The 15,581-nt window shown below is 68.1% G+C and carries 17 protein-coding genes and 1 pseudogene; 4 read left to right on the top strand and 14 right to left on the bottom strand.

All coding sequences use genetic code 11. The annotated features are described in order from the left end of the window. Positions 1-157 precede the first annotated feature (157 nt). From AB0K00_RS50420 to AB0K00_RS50435, 4 genes are all read right to left on the bottom strand, one after another. Positions 158-1,447 carry a cytochrome P450 gene (locus tag AB0K00_RS50420; protein ID WP_363537775.1) on the bottom strand — a complete coding sequence of 430 codons (1,290 nt, stop codon included), beginning with the start codon at positions 1,445-1,447 and terminating at the stop codon, positions 158-160. A 53-nt stretch (positions 1,448-1,500) separates the two neighbouring features. Then, a complete protein-coding gene (locus tag AB0K00_RS50425) occupies positions 1,501-3,192 on the bottom strand; it encodes an FAD-dependent oxidoreductase (protein WP_363537777.1) in 1,692 nt (563 codons plus the stop codon). 401 nt (positions 3,193-3,593) lie between these two features. Next, positions 3,594-4,187 (bottom strand): tyrosine-type recombinase/integrase, encoded by a 594-nt coding sequence (locus AB0K00_RS50430; RefSeq protein WP_363537779.1) that lies wholly within the window; start codon positions 4,185-4,187, stop codon positions 3,594-3,596. Positions 4,188-4,274: 87 nt separating this feature from the next. Next, positions 4,275-5,168, bottom strand: a complete 894-nt coding sequence (locus AB0K00_RS50435; RefSeq protein WP_363537781.1) for a LysR substrate-binding domain-containing protein — start codon at positions 5,166-5,168, stop codon at positions 4,275-4,277. 112 nt (positions 5,169-5,280) lie between these two features. On the opposite strand from AB0K00_RS50435, the gene AB0K00_RS50440 reads away from it, so the two are divergent. Further along, entirely contained in the window at positions 5,281-6,006 is a 726-nt protein-coding gene (locus tag AB0K00_RS50440; protein ID WP_363537783.1) for an SDR family oxidoreductase, read from the top strand. A gap of 244 nt (positions 6,007-6,250) precedes the next feature. On the opposite strand, the gene AB0K00_RS50445 is transcribed toward AB0K00_RS50440, so the two are convergent. Further along, complete coding sequence (locus tag AB0K00_RS50445; RefSeq protein ID WP_363537785.1) at positions 6,251-6,481, bottom strand: hypothetical protein; 231 nt, start codon at positions 6,479-6,481, stop codon at positions 6,251-6,253. Between AB0K00_RS50445 and AB0K00_RS50450 the strand changes: the two are divergent. After that, a pseudogene (locus tag AB0K00_RS50450) lies at positions 6,480-7,194 on the top strand (septum formation family protein). The gene AB0K00_RS50445 and the pseudogene AB0K00_RS50450 sit on opposite strands and share 2 nt — an antisense overlap. Before the next feature lie 205 nt (positions 7,195-7,399). On the opposite strand, the gene AB0K00_RS50455 reads toward AB0K00_RS50450, so the two are convergent. The 8 genes from AB0K00_RS50455 to AB0K00_RS50490 all read right to left on the bottom strand — a co-directional run bounded on the left by AB0K00_RS50455 (position 7,400) and on the right by AB0K00_RS50490 (position 12,898). Continuing rightward, positions 7,400-7,885, bottom strand: a complete 486-nt coding sequence (locus AB0K00_RS50455; RefSeq protein ID WP_363537787.1) for a hypothetical protein — start codon at positions 7,883-7,885, stop codon at positions 7,400-7,402. 178 nt (positions 7,886-8,063) lie between these two features. After that, complete coding sequence (locus AB0K00_RS50460) at positions 8,064-8,486, bottom strand: hypothetical protein (protein WP_363537789.1); 423 nt, start codon at positions 8,484-8,486, stop codon at positions 8,064-8,066. Positions 8,487-8,521: 35 nt separating this feature from the next. Next, positions 8,522-9,829 (bottom strand): ISL3 family transposase, encoded by a 1,308-nt coding sequence (locus AB0K00_RS50465; protein ID WP_363537791.1) that lies wholly within the window; start codon positions 9,827-9,829, stop codon positions 8,522-8,524. Then, positions 9,774-10,085: a transposase family protein gene (locus AB0K00_RS50470; protein WP_363537793.1), complete on the bottom strand. Its 312-nt coding sequence runs from the start codon at positions 10,083-10,085 to the stop codon at positions 9,774-9,776. The genes AB0K00_RS50465 and AB0K00_RS50470 overlap by 56 nt, the downstream gene beginning before the upstream one ends. A gap of 338 nt (positions 10,086-10,423) precedes the next feature. After that, entirely contained in the window at positions 10,424-11,299 is an 876-nt protein-coding gene (locus AB0K00_RS50475) for a hypothetical protein (protein ID WP_363537795.1), read from the bottom strand. A 29-nt stretch (positions 11,300-11,328) separates the two neighbouring features. Then, positions 11,329-11,676 carry a helix-turn-helix transcriptional regulator gene (locus tag AB0K00_RS50480; RefSeq protein ID WP_363537796.1) on the bottom strand — a complete coding sequence of 116 codons (348 nt, stop codon included), beginning with the start codon at positions 11,674-11,676 and terminating at the stop codon, positions 11,329-11,331. A gap of 290 nt (positions 11,677-11,966) precedes the next feature. Further along, entirely contained in the window at positions 11,967-12,293 is a 327-nt protein-coding gene (locus AB0K00_RS50485) for a hypothetical protein (RefSeq protein ID WP_363537798.1), read from the bottom strand. Positions 12,294-12,436: 143 nt separating this feature from the next. Further along, positions 12,437-12,898 carry a hypothetical protein gene (locus tag AB0K00_RS50490; RefSeq protein ID WP_363537800.1) on the bottom strand — a complete coding sequence of 154 codons (462 nt, stop codon included), beginning with the start codon at positions 12,896-12,898 and terminating at the stop codon, positions 12,437-12,439. Between the two features lie 310 nt (positions 12,899-13,208). On the opposite strand from AB0K00_RS50490, the gene AB0K00_RS50495 reads away from it, so the two are divergent. Together AB0K00_RS50495 and AB0K00_RS50500 are read left to right on the top strand one after the other, a co-directional pair. Next, positions 13,209-14,297, top strand: a complete 1,089-nt coding sequence (locus tag AB0K00_RS50495; protein WP_363537802.1) for a transposase — start codon at positions 13,209-13,211, stop codon at positions 14,295-14,297. Next, positions 14,279-14,560, top strand: coding sequence for a hypothetical protein (locus AB0K00_RS50500; RefSeq protein ID WP_363537804.1), 282 nt, complete (start codon positions 14,279-14,281; stop codon positions 14,558-14,560). Before AB0K00_RS50495 ends, AB0K00_RS50500 begins: the two co-directional genes overlap by 19 nt. A 276-nt stretch (positions 14,561-14,836) precedes the next feature. On the opposite strand, the gene AB0K00_RS50505 is transcribed toward AB0K00_RS50500, so the two are convergent. After that, positions 14,837-15,373, bottom strand: coding sequence for a DUF3995 domain-containing protein (locus AB0K00_RS50505; RefSeq protein WP_363537806.1), 537 nt, complete (start codon positions 15,371-15,373; stop codon positions 14,837-14,839). Positions 15,374-15,581: the final 208 nt, after the last annotated feature.

The following is a 15,581-nucleotide window of genomic DNA, read 5'->3' on the forward strand; positions in this document are numbered from 1 at the left end:
GTTCCGTTGCCGAGTCATCCCGATCGACGTGGAGATCGGCGCGCCGCTGCAACTACCCAGCCGCGCGTCGCGCGGCGGATGTGCGCAACTGGTCAAGCTAGCCAGCCGCTGGACGCTGGCCGAGGTAACCACCGCTCCATCGTGAGGATCAGACCAGTTACTTCGACGCGCTAACGGTGTGCCGGTCGTGGGCCCCGACCGCCGCGTCGGCTGCCGGGGCGACGGCGTTGACGTCGACGGGCAGGTGGCGGGGGCCGCGCAGGGTGGGACTGGACCGGTACGGTGGCGGATCGTTGACCAGCAGGGGGTGCACCAGCCGGCGGGCCAGCGCGGACAGGGCGACCTGTGTCTCGACCCGGGCGAGGGGGGCGCCGTAGCAGTAGTGGATGCCGCTGCCGTAGCCGAGGTGGACGTTGTCGGTGCGGTCGGGGACGAAGCGGTCCGGGTCCGGGAAACGGGCGGGGTCGCGGCTGCCGGAGGCGAGCATCAGCACGATCGGTGAGCATTGGGGGATGGTGGTGCCGGCGATGTCGATGTCGGCGAGGGTGCTGCGGCCGGTCAGCATCTGTACCGGTGGTTCGTAGCGCAGCAGTTCCTCGACCAGCGGGATGATCAGTTCAGGTTCGTGACGCAGCCGGTCGAGGACGTCGGGGTGGCGCAGCAGGGTGAGCATGCCGTTGGCGATGAGGTTGACAGTGGTCTCATGGCCGGCAACCAGCAGCAGCGCGCAGGTGCTGAGCAGGTCGGCGCGGGACATCGGTGCGTGTGGGCCGGTGGCGGTGAGCAGGCCTGAGATCAGGTCGTCGCCGGGCTGACGGGCGTGGGCGTCGGCCAGTTCGTTGAGGTAGGCGCCGAGTTCGGCGTTGATCTGCGCTCGCCGGCGCTGGCGTTCGGCGAACGTGCCGGTGCTCGGGTCGGCGGTTTCGGTGGTGATCGCGTCGGCCCACTGGTGGAAGCGTGGCTGGTCCTCGAGTGGGACGCCGAGCAGCCGGCAGATTGCGGTGACCGGCAGCGGGTAGGCGAAGTCGTCGACGAGGTCGACGCGGTGTCTGCCGGCAAGTTTGTCGATCAGATCGTTGGTGATCTCGGTCAGCCACGGGCGCATGCCCTCGATGCGGCCGGGGGTGTGGGGCGGCCCGAACGGTCGCGTGGCCAGCTCCCGCAGTCGGTCGTGCTCGGGCGGGTCGCGGCGGATGAAGTCCAGTGGTAGTCCGGGCAGTCCCTCTTCAGGCTCGGGGGTGGCGCCGGCAAGTTCGGGGTGGCTGCGGGGGTCGGAGCTGACCCGGTGGTCGTGCAGCAGCGCGACGATCTCCTGGTAGGTGCTGACCACGTAGGTGCCGTCGGGCTGGCGCGCCACCGGAGTCTTGCGCAGCTGCGCGTACAGCGGGTATGGGTTGGCCCGGTTGGCCGGGTCGAGGATCTGCTCGAAGATGCTGGCCTGTGCCATGGCGGTTGCCTTTCCTCGATGTTGCGGCGCCTGCGGTGCGGCTGGCCGGCGCGCTAGTGGAGGTGGAGCATCCCGGCGCGGCGCTCGCTGGGGTCATGGCCGGTCACCGCGACGGTGGCGTGGCGGTTGCGGGTGGTGTGGTCGGGAATCTGCGCCGAGACCGGCTGGGCGTCGGTCGGCTCGTCAACCCCGTGAACATCAGGCGGGAACGGCGCGCCGGTCTCGATCAGGCTCTGGTACGACTCCAGCCACTTGCCCTGGTCGAACCCGACTGCGGCGACGAGCCGACCGCAGTAACCGTAGGCGGCCACGAACTTGCGCTGCGCAACCGAGCCCTGGGCAATGACGACCTGGTCGGCGAGGGTCGGCACCCCGACGGATTTGATGTTGGTGCCGAACTGCGCCGACCAGAACACCGGGACGGCCTGGTGCGGCCACCGGTCGGCCGGGGCGCAGACCATGTTGTGGGCGGCGACCTGGGCCTGGGCGACGGCGTTGCCCCAGTGCTCCAGGGCCAGGAACTGGTAGTCGTACAGCGGGTGCGGGAAACGCGCCACGTCACCGGCCACGAACACGTCGTCGGTGGTCACCCCGTTGACGTCTAACACCCGGCAGCCGGCGTCGCAACCCACGCCCCAATCGCCGACGGCCAGGCCGCAGTCGCGCAGCCATTCGGTGTTGCGGACGGCCCCCAATGCCACCACGGCCACCTCCGCGTCCACCGTGCTGCCATCGGACAGGTGGGCGCGGCGCAGCCGCCCGGCGGTGTCACCCTCCAGGCGCGTGACAGTGACCCCGCAGCGCAGATCGACGCCGTGCTCACGCTGCATGTCGGCGGCCACCGCGCCGATCACGCCGCCCAGCGCGCCGACCAGGGGTGTGGGTCCGCGCTCGACAAGGGTGACCGCCAGGTCCCGGTCCCGGCAGACCGAGGCGACCTCGGAGCCGGTGAACCCGCCACCGATCACCAGCACCCGGCCGGGCCGGTCGGCCAGCCGGTGTCGCAGGCCGGCGGCGTCGTCCCGGGTGCGCAGCACGAATACCCCGTCAAGGGCTGCCTCATCGCGATTGAACCAGGGCCGGGCCCGGGTGCCGGTGGCGATCAACAGCCGGTCGTAGTCGATGATGCCGCCGTTGCCGAGGTGTACCTGCCTGCCGGCCGGGTCCAGCCCGGTGGCCGGCATGCCGAGCAGCCACCGCACGCCGAGTTCGTCGACGCGGGGCAGGCCGGTGTGGTCTGGGGCCACCCATCCCTCGAGAACCTGCTTGGACAGCGGCGGCCGGTCGTAGGGCTGGTACGGCTCGTCCCCGATCATCGTCAGGGAGCTGGTGAAGCCCTCCCTGCGCAGGGTCGCCGCGGCGGCAAGGCCAGCCAGCGACGCACCCACGATCACGATCCGGCCGTCGCGGCGGAAAGCCTCGGTCGCCGCATCGTGCCCGTCCGGCGAGGGTTGCTCACCTGTTTGCCGCCACCCGGCCGTCCGCGATGATGCGGCCGTCCTCGCAGACACTGCTGGCCCGGTCGTCGCGGATTCCACGGCGGCCTCCCGGTCGTCGGCGCGGTCGACCAGGATCGCCTGCACCGGGCAGGCCGCCGCCGCCCGCAGCACCCGCTCCCGCTGAGCGTCATCGGGCTCCGGGTCGTACATCAACGCCTCGGCGCCCCGCATCCGGAACACGTCGGGGGCGAGGAAGGCGCACTGTGCGTACGCCTGGCAGCGCGTGAGGTTCACCACGACCCGCATAGCCGCACCCTCCCACCAGAGGCAATTCGGTTTCGGTGTCCTTCCCGGCAGTCCTACCGAGAAACCCGCGAGGTGCAGATAGCTGGTGACCAGCGGCGACAGCTGGCTCGGCGAGGTGTGCAGCTTGACCCGACGGCCGCGGGCAGGATTGGGTCGACCACGCCGATGCCCACGAACAAGACGCCGGTGGGTGACCCTCGACGCTGGTCGTAGCCGCGCCTCGTGTAGCAGCCTGCCTCGACCGACGCGCTCTTCTCGGCAAGATCGGGTGTGCACTCATCCGCAGGAGCGCGCACCGGTCTACGAATCAGGGAAATCAGGGAAACCGAGGCAATGTACAGAGCGCGACGATCGCGTCGGCGGGCCTCAGTGCACCCACGGTAGCGAGGCAGTCATCGCTGTCAGTATCTGAAATCGCGAGCTGGTCCCTCGGGCCAGATGGTCATCGGCAGGGAATCCTCGTCAGTGACGTCGCGCGCGACAACCGCGACGTCGTTGACGCCGAGCTCCCGTAAACCTTCACGGCGACGGTGGGGGCGTCGGCCTACCGTACCGATGTGGCCAGAGCAAACACGTTCATCGTTCCACTGCCGATGTCTCCGCAAGCTGCCGTAGCCGCGAGCCTCAAAACGGTGCTGAGGCTCAGGATGGTGTCGTGGCGGGAGCGGTGCAGGCCGGGCCGCCGAGCAGGTCGGGGCGACGACCTGGCGGGCGGCGATCTGGATGTCGCGGAGGCTGACGCCGGCGTCGAGCATGGTCGTGACGAACGTGTGCCGCAGCATGTGCGGGTGCATCCTCGGCATCCGGACACCGGTGGTGGCTGCCAGGTGCTTGAGGCGGCGGGTCGCGGCGTGCCGGTCCATGCGGGTGCCGAGGGTGCTGCGCAGGATCGGCCCGTCGGTGCGGCCGTCGACGACGCGTTCGATGGCCCGGGCGACGGCTCCGTCGATATACCGGTCAACGAGGCCGTGGCTGCCGTGCTGAGCCGGGTCCACACCGAGGCACGCTGCGCGCTCGGCACCCAGCCCCCGGCCACCGTGTTGACTCGACCGGCGGGTGCCGTGCTCTGCTCGCGGCTCGCCTCACGACCGTGCCGGCCGCAGATACTGCTCGTGAACGATCTCTTCGATCGCCCGCAACTCCACTGAGTTCCGGTTCGCTTCGTATGCGAGGGCGACCTGGTTGGGTGGCAGGTCATCGACGCTTCGGTAGGTCACATCCGGCCGGGTGTAGAACTGCGCGGTCGACTCCGGCAGGATCACCACACCCCGCTCGCCTGCGACCATCTCCAGCTTCTCCTCGACCGTCCAGACGCGCGAAGGCTGCGGCCCGGCCGGGCGTGGGGTGCGCCGCCGGGCGGCCGACGCCTCCCACCATTCGGGTATCGCCTCGGGTTGCTGAAGGAGGTCGAGCATCACGAGATCAGCGAGGCGCACACTCCCACGGGCGGCGAGCGGATGCGTAACGGGCAGGACGACAACGCGCGGCTCGGTGTAGAGCGGGATCACGGTGAGCCCGCGACCGTCGGCGGGAAAGCGTACGAAGCTCGCGTCGATCCGGCCGTCCAGGACCATCGCTACCTGATCGTCCCAGGACGTCCGCACGACCTCGACCCGCAGGTCCGGAAAGCGCTCGCGCAGCGCCCGGACCGTCGCGGTCGGCAGGATGCCGGGCATGAACCCGATGGTCAGCTGCGATCCGCCGCGCGCGGCCTGCCGTACCCGGCGCTGCGCGGCGGTCGCTGACCGCAGGATCACGCGGGCCTCATCGACAAACCCCACCCCGGGCGGTGTCAGCACCGTGCCACGGGTGGACCGGACGAACAGCTTCACGCCAAGCTCCCGCTCCAGCGCCTTGATCTGACGGGTGAGTACGGGCTGAGCGATGTGCAGCCGCTCGGCCGCCCGGATGAAGCTCAACTCCTCCGCGACGGCGACGAAGTAGCGCAACTTGCGCAGATCGAGATCGTCCGGCATCTCGCCCCCTGGTCATACCTGCCGGGTATCAACTCTGCCACGAAAGGGTCTTGGACACGGCCTCAGCCGGCGAGCGAGGGTTGATTCACATCCACCAGGAAAGGTGCAACGCATGACACTCGACGGAGCCCGCATCCTCATCGTCGGCGGTACCTCCGGGCTCGGCCTCGCGGTCGCCCAGGCCGCCGCCGAACGCGGAGCGACCCCGATCGTCGCGTCCCGCAACCGCGCCAGCGTCGACCGCGCACTCGGCGCCCTGCCGCAACGCGCGTACGGCAACACAGTCGACCTCGCCGACCCCGGCTCCATCACGCGTCTCGTCGAGCAGACCGGACCAATCGACCACCTGATCTACACTGCTGGCGAGCCCCTCCAACTCACCATGCTGACCGACCTCACCCCGCAGGCGGCCCGCAACTTCTGGGATACCCGGTACTTCGGCGCGCTCGGCGTCATCCGCACCGTCACCGTCGCTGGCACCCTGCAGGTGGGCGGCTCCATCGTCCTGACGGGCGGCAACGCCGGCCAGCGCCCGAGCCCAGGCTGGTCACTCGGGGCCAGCGTGTGCGGCGCCATGGAGGCCCTCACCCGGCAGCTCGCCCTCGAACTCGCCCCGATCCGGGTCAACCTGGTCGCGCCCGGCGTCACCCGCAGCCCGCTGTGGGCCAGCATGCCCGCCGAGCACGAGCAGGCAATGTACGACGACATCGCCGCCACCCTGCCCGTCGGCCGGGTGGGCGAACCGTCCGAGGTCGCGCTCGCTTACCTCTACGCCATGGAACAGCCGATGGCCACCGGCACCTCGATCCTCGTCGACGGCGGCGCAGTCCTCGTCTGAACACCCCGACCAGGCCCGCCTGGAGAAGCGCCTTCCAAGGTCGCCGAACTCGGCACAACGCAGAAACGTTGCGCCGACGGCTTCCCGGCCTTACCGTCCTCCATACAATGGCAAGATCAAGTGTGCTGTCCTCGGCACGAGTGAGCACGGGCCGAGGATCAGGCTGCAGACAGCGATCTACAGAGCGTGATGGTCGTCGGCGAGCCGCTGCGGACGACCGGCGGCATGAGCGGATGGCGTGTGGTTACGACACGATGCCGTCTTCGGTGTAGCGCTCGCCGTCATCGCCGAAGAGGTTTGCGGCGAGGCTTGTAGCGATTGCGAGCAGTCCGGGAATGTCCTGTTCCTGGCATCCAGTGACGGTTACTTCGCTGGAGTCCGTGGGCGAAGCGACCGTCAGTTCGGCGGCGGCTTCGCCCTCCGCGAGGGCTCTGCCGGGCGTCGGCATGTGCCATTCGGGCCAGTCGTTGGGCATGTACGACTATCGCCCCGCCACCCTCAACTCGGTCGACTGCGCCGCCGAGCACCAGGCCGAGATCATCCGCGTCGGCCGCCTCACGACACCGCCGGAGAACAAGACCCGGGAGGTCTTCACCGACTGCGACACGGCCGCCCGCGAGTACGTCGGCGCCGACTGGCACGACGGCCGCCTGGGCCTCGCGGTCATCGTCCCGTCGACGGAGGAGTGGATCGCGGGCGCCCAGGAGTACCGCTGCCTTGTTCGAGTTCTCCGCCGACGACTTCACGTCCCGGATGCGCACCGGCAGCCTGAAGGACGGCCTGCGCGGCGCCCGCCCGCTCGCCCTGACCTGTGTGGAGGTCCGCGGCACCCCGGACGCGCAAGGCTGGTACAAGACCATCGACCATCTGGTCCCGATCGACTGCGCCCAGCCCCACAACGGTGAGTACGTCGGCCTGTACGTCGGCCCGGACGTCCGGTACCCGAGCATGACCACGCTCGCCCGCGAGGTGACGCAGATCTGCAATGCCAAGGCAGCGAAGTTCCCGGGCGAGTCCCCGTCGAAGTTCGAGAACCGCACCGACCTGCGCATGATTCCGAACGGCGCCCTTCCCGGACCGATGGGCCCTGGGCGACCGCACGGCCCACTGCTACATCGTGACCCGCCCCGACAACCTCCTGACGAAGTCCCTGCAGAGCACCCCGTGACGCCATGCGCGTCCGGCTGATTGCCCGGCGCTCCCTGAAAGCCAGCAGCGGCGGCTCTGGCGGTACGGCGTTGCCCAGCTTCCCTGCCATGAGCGTGCTTTCGAACGAGCGGTCTCGTCCATCGTCGCCGTCGGGCGGATGGACCGCTCCGCGGCTGGAATCAGTCGTGACGTTGTCTGCGTGTCCAGTACGGTCCGGCATCCGGACGAACTCGCGTGCTGCCCGTCAGGCCTGTCCGTTTCGTCGCGCTCCGAACGGACGGCTCTTGCCCGCCTGGCCGAACTCAAGGCGCCCGTTGACGTTGTGCATCAGGTCGGGCACTGGATCCTGGTCATGGCGAAGGAAGCCGATCCAGCCGGTCGTCGTCGACTGCGACGCGATCCACTCGGTCAGCTGCAGTACCCAGCCGAGTGCATCCTCATGAACACACTGACGCACGGTCAGCAGCGACCGCTGTTGCCCATCTGGATAGACCCGGTTCGTCGCCGGGAGCATGACCGCCACATCAACGCCATCGAACGCGTGACTCTCCGACAACCCTACGAACAGCGGTACAGGCTGTTCGAAATACCAATCGTCACCAGGCAGCGCCACGAATTGCGAGGGTGGCTCAGCGACAAGCCCCAGATGCCACCTGATCTCGTACATCACGTCGTCGGGCAGCCCGGGCCGAAGTTCCACCGACAGGAACAGATCGTAGTAGTCGCTCACGCCGCGAAGCGTAGAACAGCCAACACCGGAACCCGCCCCGTCGACCCACCGTCCGAGGATCGCGCCCACCGAGCACCGCACATCCGAACGACGTCGACTGAGATTTTCAGTGCGAGCAGTTGTGGAGGACCACGGCGTACAGCGCGATGGCTTCGTCCATGACTTCGGGGTTCTGGCGCTAACTCCGTGATTGATCTTGTTGGCCGTGCGTGTCGGTGGTGCTTCGCCGGCTTCGGACGAAGTCCATGTATTCGTCGCCGGCAACCGCGTGGTTGACCCAGCGGTCAGGTTGCGCGGCCGTGAGTTGCTCGGCGAGTGCCATCGCTTCGGCCTCGTCCTGGCTGGCGCCAAGTTCGCGGCCTTCACCGACGTAGTCTTGATCGACCGGGTCCAGGGACATGAGGTTGGGCAGGTCGCCGAACTCGTCGTCGTCGGGGTCCTGCACGGTGTGCAGGGACACGCGGTACTGACCGTCCATGGGGCTGATCGCGACCCATTGGATGGCGGCCTCACCACCGATCTGGGTGCCACCGAGGAACTGTTCGATGCCGTGTCCACGGCGCAGGGCCCCGATCGCGAACTGCCTGGTGAGGTAACGCATCCAGAGAGCGTAGTGCGGGCAGCGCCTGGCGCTGATCAAGGTGCGAGCAGCACACGCTTACGGAGTAGGTCGAAGCCGGCGCGGCCATACATCTGTCGTTTGATCATTTTGATGCGGTTGACGTTGCCTTCGACCGGTCCGGAGCTGAAGGGCAAACTGAGGCCAGCGGTCACGGCGGCCAGGTCTGCGAGCAGACCCGTGGCGAACTTCGTGACACCGTGCAACGCTGCTGCTTCGGCTGCGGCGATCCAGGCGTCGAGTCGCTGACCGCGTAGGTGGGTGAGCATGTCGGCGAACGACCGGACCAGGTCGGTGGCGGCGCGCAGTTGCGGGCACCGGTCGAGGATCGCTTGAAGTTGAGCGCTGTCGCGGTCGGCGAGGTCGTCGGGTCGTCGGCAGATCCATCCGGTCACCTGCCGCACCGAGGGTGGACGGCGCACCGCGGTCAGGTCCGGCGTGCTGCGGTACTGCTCGACGAACTTGCGGATGATCGCGTAGCTGCCGGCGAACCCTTGGGCGCGGACCTCGCGGTGCAGTGTGGCGGCCTTGAGGCATCCTTCGCCGATGCGCTGGATCAGGTAGGTCTTGAACGGGTCGACCTGGCTCGGCCGGATCTTCTGCCCGACCATCATCTCCTGCCACGTTGCGGCGTGGGCGTATCGCGATACGGTGTGGTGGCTCCAGCCCAGATGCCGGGCGATCTGCCGGAATCCGGCGCCCTGAGCGAGCAGTTCGTGCACGAGAGCGTGATGGGCGCGGCGACGTTCGGCCATCGCCCCGACGGGGTCGGCCACCGTCGCAGTGCCGGACCGCTCGGCAGGAACCTCGGCGGGCTCCTGCAGGCAACTCTTGTGCTGCGCCACGCAGCGCTCGACTGCGGTGGCAAGGTTCTGCCACAGGTGAAACCGGTCGGCGACCTGGACAGCCTGCGGTGCGCCGGTACGTGCGGCCTCGGCATATGCGCTGGCCCTGTCCCGGCAGATCACCTGAGCTCCTGGATGCTGTTGCAGCCATGCGGTCAACGGGTCGGCGTCCCTGCCGGGTAACAGATCGACGACCCTGCGGGACTCACAGTCGATCAGCACGGTGCCGTAATGGTGGCCACGCTTGACAGCGAAGTCATCAACCCCGAGCACCGCGACCACACCGACCGGTGGATCCGGCACCGCCCGTACCAGTCGGATCAGGCGGTGACGACTGGCCGGCATACCCAACTTCGCAGCAAGACGCGCGCCGGCTCGACCGGCCAGCGCCAGCCCGATCGTGGTCAGCATCTGCCGCAGCCCTTCACTGACCCGTGACCACCGGCAGGTCAGCCCATCGACCTGCTCGGTGAACGTCATCGCCCCGCACGCGGCGTTCGCAGAAGAACCGGCGCACCCACAACAGGAGCCGGACCGGCCGGCCAGCAACCGGGGCATCCATCAGCGTCCGGCGATACCGAGAATGCACCCGAGACGACGGCACCGCACACGCCTGACAACCGGCCTGGTGGCCGCGGACCCGAGCCGTGATGACCAGTTCGGAGCCAGCGTCCACGATCGCATCGATCTCGATGCCGCTCAAATGAGGGAGTAGCTGTCCAACGACATCGCGCACCGCGACAACGATCTATTACTCGAGTCCATTACACAGTTCGCGCCAGAACCCCGTAGTCACGGACGAAACCACCAGTGCAGGACGCGGTGGTCATGAAGGCGCTGGGCGATCCGACGGAGTTCTGGGGAGCCACTCCGTCGACGGCTGCAGAACGGGTTGCACGGCCAGCTTGTCGACATCGCCGCACCTGTCCGCGAAGTACCAACCGGGACCAGCGCCATCCGGGTGCTTGACGTGCGGCTCTGGATGGAGCACCACTGACCTTGTAGCTGCGAGCGCACCGGACAGCGGCATGACCGGATGCGCGGAGGAGTTGGCATTGCGAAGTGGTCGAGAGGTTAGGTAGTGGCCGTTGTGTGCGGGTCTGGCTGGTTGACGCTGTTCGCGTGACGGCCGGCCGGTGTGCTTGCGGCCGCCCCTATGAGGGCGATGAAGGCGGTGACGCAGAGGAGCCAGCCGTTCGTGCTGTAGTAGAGCAGTCGGGGCACGATGGTTGGGAGCGTGGCGCCGCTGAGCGCACCGATGGCCATGATGGTGATCACGGTCGGGCGGCGTCGGTGGCGGGTGAGGAGGCCGGCGGTGGCCGCACCGAGTGCGGCTGCGGCCAGTGCTGGTGCCAGGGTCAGGTCTGGGTTGCCGGTGTCGTAGGAGATGCCGTGCTGGCTGTAGGTCGCGACGAGAATCCACAGTGGGATCGCCAGCGCCGTCGCGGCTAGCAGCACGATCCGCGGGCGTGGTGCGGGCCAGCGCCACAGCACGGCGGGCGTCAACACTGCAAGGATCATCAGATCGTGGAGCGCGAGACCGGCCAGCCCGGACGGCAGTATCTGCGTCGCCACCGATGCGGCGAACATGGCCAATGCGGTTCGACGGGCACCGAGGATCCAGGCGACAGCGGTGCCGAGCTGCGGCAGCGTGTAGATCAGGACGCTTGCCGCCGCGTTGTGAAGCGGGGAGAAGCCGTCAAAGGTGACGTCCACTGCGCCGGTGGAGAGCTGATATATGGAGGTGGCGGCGCTCGTGCTGTCCGCGACGAGCCACGCGGCGAGCAGCAGTGACCCGGCGGGAAACAGCCGCAACCGCAGTGCCAGGCCGAGCAGCCCGATCGTCTGCCGAGGGCTGGGCCGGTCACGCTCCCCGTCAAGATCCAGGAGCAGGCCGAGGAGTTCTTCGCCGCGGGCACTGCGGTGCTCGGCGGGCAGGAGGCGCAGCATCCGGCGGTAGTGTCGTTCCAGCGGGCTCATCAGGCCAGTCCCAGCCGGGTCGCCTGTCCCCGGGCACGCCGCCCGAGACGACGCTTTGCCGCCGCTGCCTGCATGGTCATGCGTCGTGTCTCGGCTTCCACCATCGCCACACCGGCGTCGGTCAGCCGGTAGTACCGACGGAGCCGGCCGTTCTCCACCGCATCGCGTTCGGGCTCGATCAGACCGCGGCCGACGAGGCGCTCCAACGCCGCGTAGAGCGTGCTGGCCCGAAGCTGCACCCGGTCGCCGGACATCTCGGCGACCTCGGTCACCAGGCCGTAGCCGTGCCGGGGCTGGTCGGCAAGGGCCGCGAGGATCAAGAACGATTGTTCGCTGAGTGATTCCACGTGAAGAGCATATACCGTAGCGCGGTATGTCGAGGGCGAGTTCATCGCTGCGTCGACGCCATCGCCTCGGACGCCGACACTCGTCCGTTGTGGACTTCGGGGCGACCCCAAGTGGCATCGGCTCGTCGTCGCGGCTTCCGCATATCGGCAGCTCGGGAAGCCGCCGAAGCAGTCGGGTGATCACCGCTCGTGACGCGCAGCGACCGGCCGTCGCGCACCAACGGCGGCATGTGCGGATGCCTCTGGCCATCGGCCGGAAAGGTCGCGACCTTGAGCAACTGAACATCAGGTCAAGACACCGGCAGGTTGACGCGTCGTCCCATCCCGAATTCCGACGCCTGGTCGTCCGTGACCATGGCGAACGTGCCCGGCGGCACACCGTCGAGTGCTGCAACCCGGGACGCGGCGGCCAGCAGTCCTGCCTCTTCCGCTCCGGTGATGAAGAAGACGTAGACGCCGCCGTGTTGCTCGCCGTCGTCGTACACCTCGACCGCCCCCTCGTCCTCCAGCTGGACCAGGAAGTCCTCGACCTGCTCAATCCACGGAAACGGGTAGCCGTCGGGCGCAAGATTCTCAGCCGGTACCAGTGGAACATGGATCTCAACGACGTCTGCCATGACAGCTGATCTAACAGGATGAGGCACGGCCCCGCCCCGCCCATGGCCGCCGCCTCGTCAACGCGCTCGCACGGCGGCAGATGTGTGCGCGTCGTTGCGTCCCGGGGACCCGGATGACCCGTCGGCAGTACCGATCCGCAGTGTCACTGAAACGGGTCGGTGTCATGCACTCGACGCAGTCGCCTCTCACGACGCGCCATGAAAATCAAGCCCCCGACGGTGACCGCGAGGCCGGTGAGCAGCAGGGCCGGAACCGCACCACGCATCTCATCGTGGGTCTGCAGGTACACGCCGCCGGGTATGAGAACGATGGCGAACCCGACAGCCAGCACCGCGAAGGGCAATTCGAATTCGCGAAGTCGTGGCGGCGTCCAGATCCGCGTGACCGCGAGGACAGACAGCACCAACATCCCGGCACCCGTCAACGTCACGAGCCAGCCGGACCAGCCGAGCATCGCGGCCACCGCGAGGACTGCGCCGGTTCCCGATGTGAGCGCTGCGTATCGGCGTTCACGGCCGCGCCATCGCTCCGGAACCCGGTGTCGCGTGATCGCGAGGATCGAGAGCACGAACATGAGGCCCGCGAACGTCCAGGCAGACGACACGAATATGAGTCTATCGTTCTGTGGCCAGTGTCCTCTGCTGATACCGGGACCGAATCGCCGCTGACTACAAGCCGCCGATCGGCCTCTAGCGCACCGTGATTCTGATCATCGTGTGCCGTGCGGTCGGCGGAGCAATCGGCAGTCAGCCGGCGTACCGGTAGTCAACGCTCAGGATGGCTGCGCTCACCGGAGCATGGATCAAGCGCGACCAGCGGCATAGAAAGACGTTCTGCGTGTCGATGCAGGATGTAGGAACGTCCTCCTGATGCGCTTGTCGGGCTTGGTGTCCCATCGCAGGAGGAGGACGTTCATGGGTAACGGTAGCGGTGTGTCCCGTGGTGATCGCAACCGCAACGCGCGACTTACTCGGCTGCGGTTGCTGGTTCCGATCTCGAACGCGATCATCGGTATTGATCTGGCCGATGAGAAGCAGATGGTCGTGGTCACCGATCATGACTCGAAAGTGTTGGCGCGTAAGACTTTCAGGTGTCACGCGTGGGACCTCGGGGTGGCGTTGGACTGGGCGGGTAAGCAGGCCGCCGCGAAGGGTTTCGCAGGTGTGACGGTGGCGTGCGAGCCGACCGGTCACCGCTGGCGGGTGCTGGGTCAGTTGGCCGCCGAACGTGGGATGCCGTTCGTGTGTGTCCAGCCGATGCTGACCTCGTGGGCTCGCCGCAGCGAAGACCTGACCTTCGACAAGACCGACGAGGAGGACGCCGTGATCATCGCCCGGCTGGCAGCTCAGCTGCGCTGCTACATTCCCGAGCCGATCGATGAGACGTGGGGTCGGCTGCGGCATCTGGGCGCGCGCCTGGTGCAGCTGCTGGTGGATTCGGGCAGCCAGGTCCAGCAGATGCGGGCGCTGCTGGAGTGCGTCTGGCCCGCTGCGTTGCAGACCGCACGACAACCGTTTCGTTCCTTGACCTGGACCGCGGCGATGAACGTGGTGCTGCAGCGTGACGGCGGGGATCTGACCCGGACCCGTCGGCTCGGTCTGGCCCGGCTGGAAACGGCGGTGCGCCGGGAGATTGTCCGGCGGGGCAGGCAGAAACCCTGCATCCGTATCGTCCGCGCGCTGTTCGCGGCGCTGAGCGACCCGGCCGGCGTGATCACTCACCGTCCGGGTGCCTTGGAACGGGTCGCGCTGCTGCTGGACGACTGGCTGGAGACTCACCGCCGGCTGACCGACACCGAGACCCGGATGACAACGGTGCTGGACGACCTGCAGCTGACCGACCTGGTTACGTCTATCACCGGTCTGTCCGCGATCGGCGCGGCGGCGATCCTCGCCGAGACCGGCGACCCGAACCGGTTCGCGTCCGCCCGAGCGTTGGTGAAACACGCCGGCCTGGCGCCCGGGAGAAGCTCTCCGGCACCTTCGTGGGCCGCACGAAACTGACCGGGCAGGGGCGCCCCGCACTGAGATTGGCGGCCTGGCGGGCGGTCTGGGGCGCGCAGCGCGCCAACCCCGTCTACGCCGCCAGGTTCGCCCACCTGACCACCAGAGCACAGAACAAACTCACCACCACCCAGGCCCAGGCCGTGCTCGCCGCGGCGATCCTGCGACAGTTGCACGCCGTCATCACCACCGGCCGGCGCTGGGACCCGGCCATCGCCACCCACGGCACCACAAAGCCCACGGCGACGCCTATCGCCGCCTGACAGCCCTTCAGACGGCCCGTCAAGCAGGGTCGGGGCGAGCCCCACGCGGCATTGAGGAACCACGGTCACCTCGACGCACATCATGGGCAGCCCCGTCCGTCGTCTCACCAACCCGATTACACGCTGCCGGGACCAACCCCATTACGGCTATGCAGGGACAGACGACGGACGAGGCACCGACCGAACGTTTGACAAGAACGTCTTACGCTGATGTGCGGATGCGGCAGGTGCTGCACGAGGGCGCCTTCCGTCCTGACCGGGCCGCCGAAGCCGATCTCAGATGGTCTCCGGACGGTACGGCGGGTCGGGTTGCTCGTCAGTGCGGCTACGGGCGTACCAGGTGGTCGCACCGTAGAGGACGCCGCCGATGAGGAAGTAGAAGTCGATCGTCCGGGCGGACCACAGCGTGTACGCGGAGGGCGTGGCTGTGCCCAGCAACTGCTCGTACGTCAACCCGGTCAGGCCCGTCGGCGACCCGAACACCGTGCGCATCGCATCATCGACGAACGCAGCCACGGCACGCACGCTCAGCAGACCCGCGGCAACCCAAGCCATGGTGATCAGGATCCATCGCGGGATGCGCCGGCCCCACCGCTGCACGAACGCCAGCGGTAGCACCGTACCGATCACGAACAGTGCCAGCACGACGGCCGTGAACACCCGCTGCCCAGCGGTCTGCGCCGACGGCAGCGGGTCGGCCTGGTCGCCGAAGCCGAACCGGCCGCCCAGTTCCCAGTACACATGCAGAGCGTCGAACACGACGATCCACCCGAAAGTGACCGCCGCCGCCTGCCGTAGCCGCCGCGTAGCCATGGCCATCGATGCTACAGCTGGCCAACCACCCGAGGCGCGTCACCAAGACCAGAGACCGGATTGCGGCATGAGCGCTCAGCCGATCAAGCCGTCCAGGGGCTGCTGCAGCCGCCGTGGCCCGGTGCTGCCAGCCGGATGTTCATCCGACGGTGTTCCTGTCGCGGACGTGCCAGAGCCGGGTGGGACGGGTCGCTACAGTGCGCTCATG

It is taken from the genome of Dactylosporangium sp. NPDC049525 (assembly GCF_040676755.1).
Lineage (GTDB): Bacteria > Actinomycetota > Actinomycetes > Mycobacteriales > Micromonosporaceae > Dactylosporangium.

What these genes read in the sequence shown, in the direction of transcription:
- AB0K00_RS50420 (WP_363537775.1), bottom strand. Translation starts at nt 1,447, where the DNA reads ATGGCACAGGCCAGCATCTTCGAGCAGATCCTCGACCCGGCCAACCGG.
- AB0K00_RS50425 (WP_363537777.1), bottom strand. Translation starts at nt 3,192, where the DNA reads ATGCGGGTCGTGGTGAACCTCACGCGCTGCCAGGCGTACGCACAGTGC.
- AB0K00_RS50435 (WP_363537781.1), bottom strand. Translation starts at nt 5,168, where the DNA reads ATGCCGGACGATCTCGATCTGCGCAAGTTGCGCTACTTCGTCGCCGTC.
- AB0K00_RS50440 (WP_363537783.1), top strand. Translation starts at nt 5,281, where the DNA reads ATGACACTCGACGGAGCCCGCATCCTCATCGTCGGCGGTACCTCCGGG.
- AB0K00_RS50445 (WP_363537785.1), bottom strand. Translation starts at nt 6,481, where the DNA reads ATGCCCAACGACTGGCCCGAATGGCACATGCCGACGCCCGGCAGAGCC.
- AB0K00_RS50460 (WP_363537789.1), bottom strand. Translation starts at nt 8,486, where the DNA reads ATGCGTTACCTCACCAGGCAGTTCGCGATCGGGGCCCTGCGCCGTGGA.
- AB0K00_RS50465 (WP_363537791.1), bottom strand. Translation starts at nt 9,829, where the DNA reads ATGACGTTCACCGAGCAGGTCGATGGGCTGACCTGCCGGTGGTCACGG.
- AB0K00_RS50475 (WP_363537795.1), bottom strand. Translation starts at nt 11,299, where the DNA reads ATGCTGCGCCTCCTGCCCGCCGAGCACCGCAGTGCCCGCGGCGAAGAA.
- AB0K00_RS50485 (WP_363537798.1), bottom strand. Translation starts at nt 12,293, where the DNA reads ATGGCAGACGTCGTTGAGATCCATGTTCCACTGGTACCGGCTGAGAAT.
- AB0K00_RS50495 (WP_363537802.1), top strand. Translation starts at nt 13,209, where the DNA reads ATGGGTAACGGTAGCGGTGTGTCCCGTGGTGATCGCAACCGCAACGCG.
- AB0K00_RS50505 (WP_363537806.1), bottom strand. Translation starts at nt 15,373, where the DNA reads ATGGCTACGCGGCGGCTACGGCAGGCGGCGGCGGTCACTTTCGGGTGG.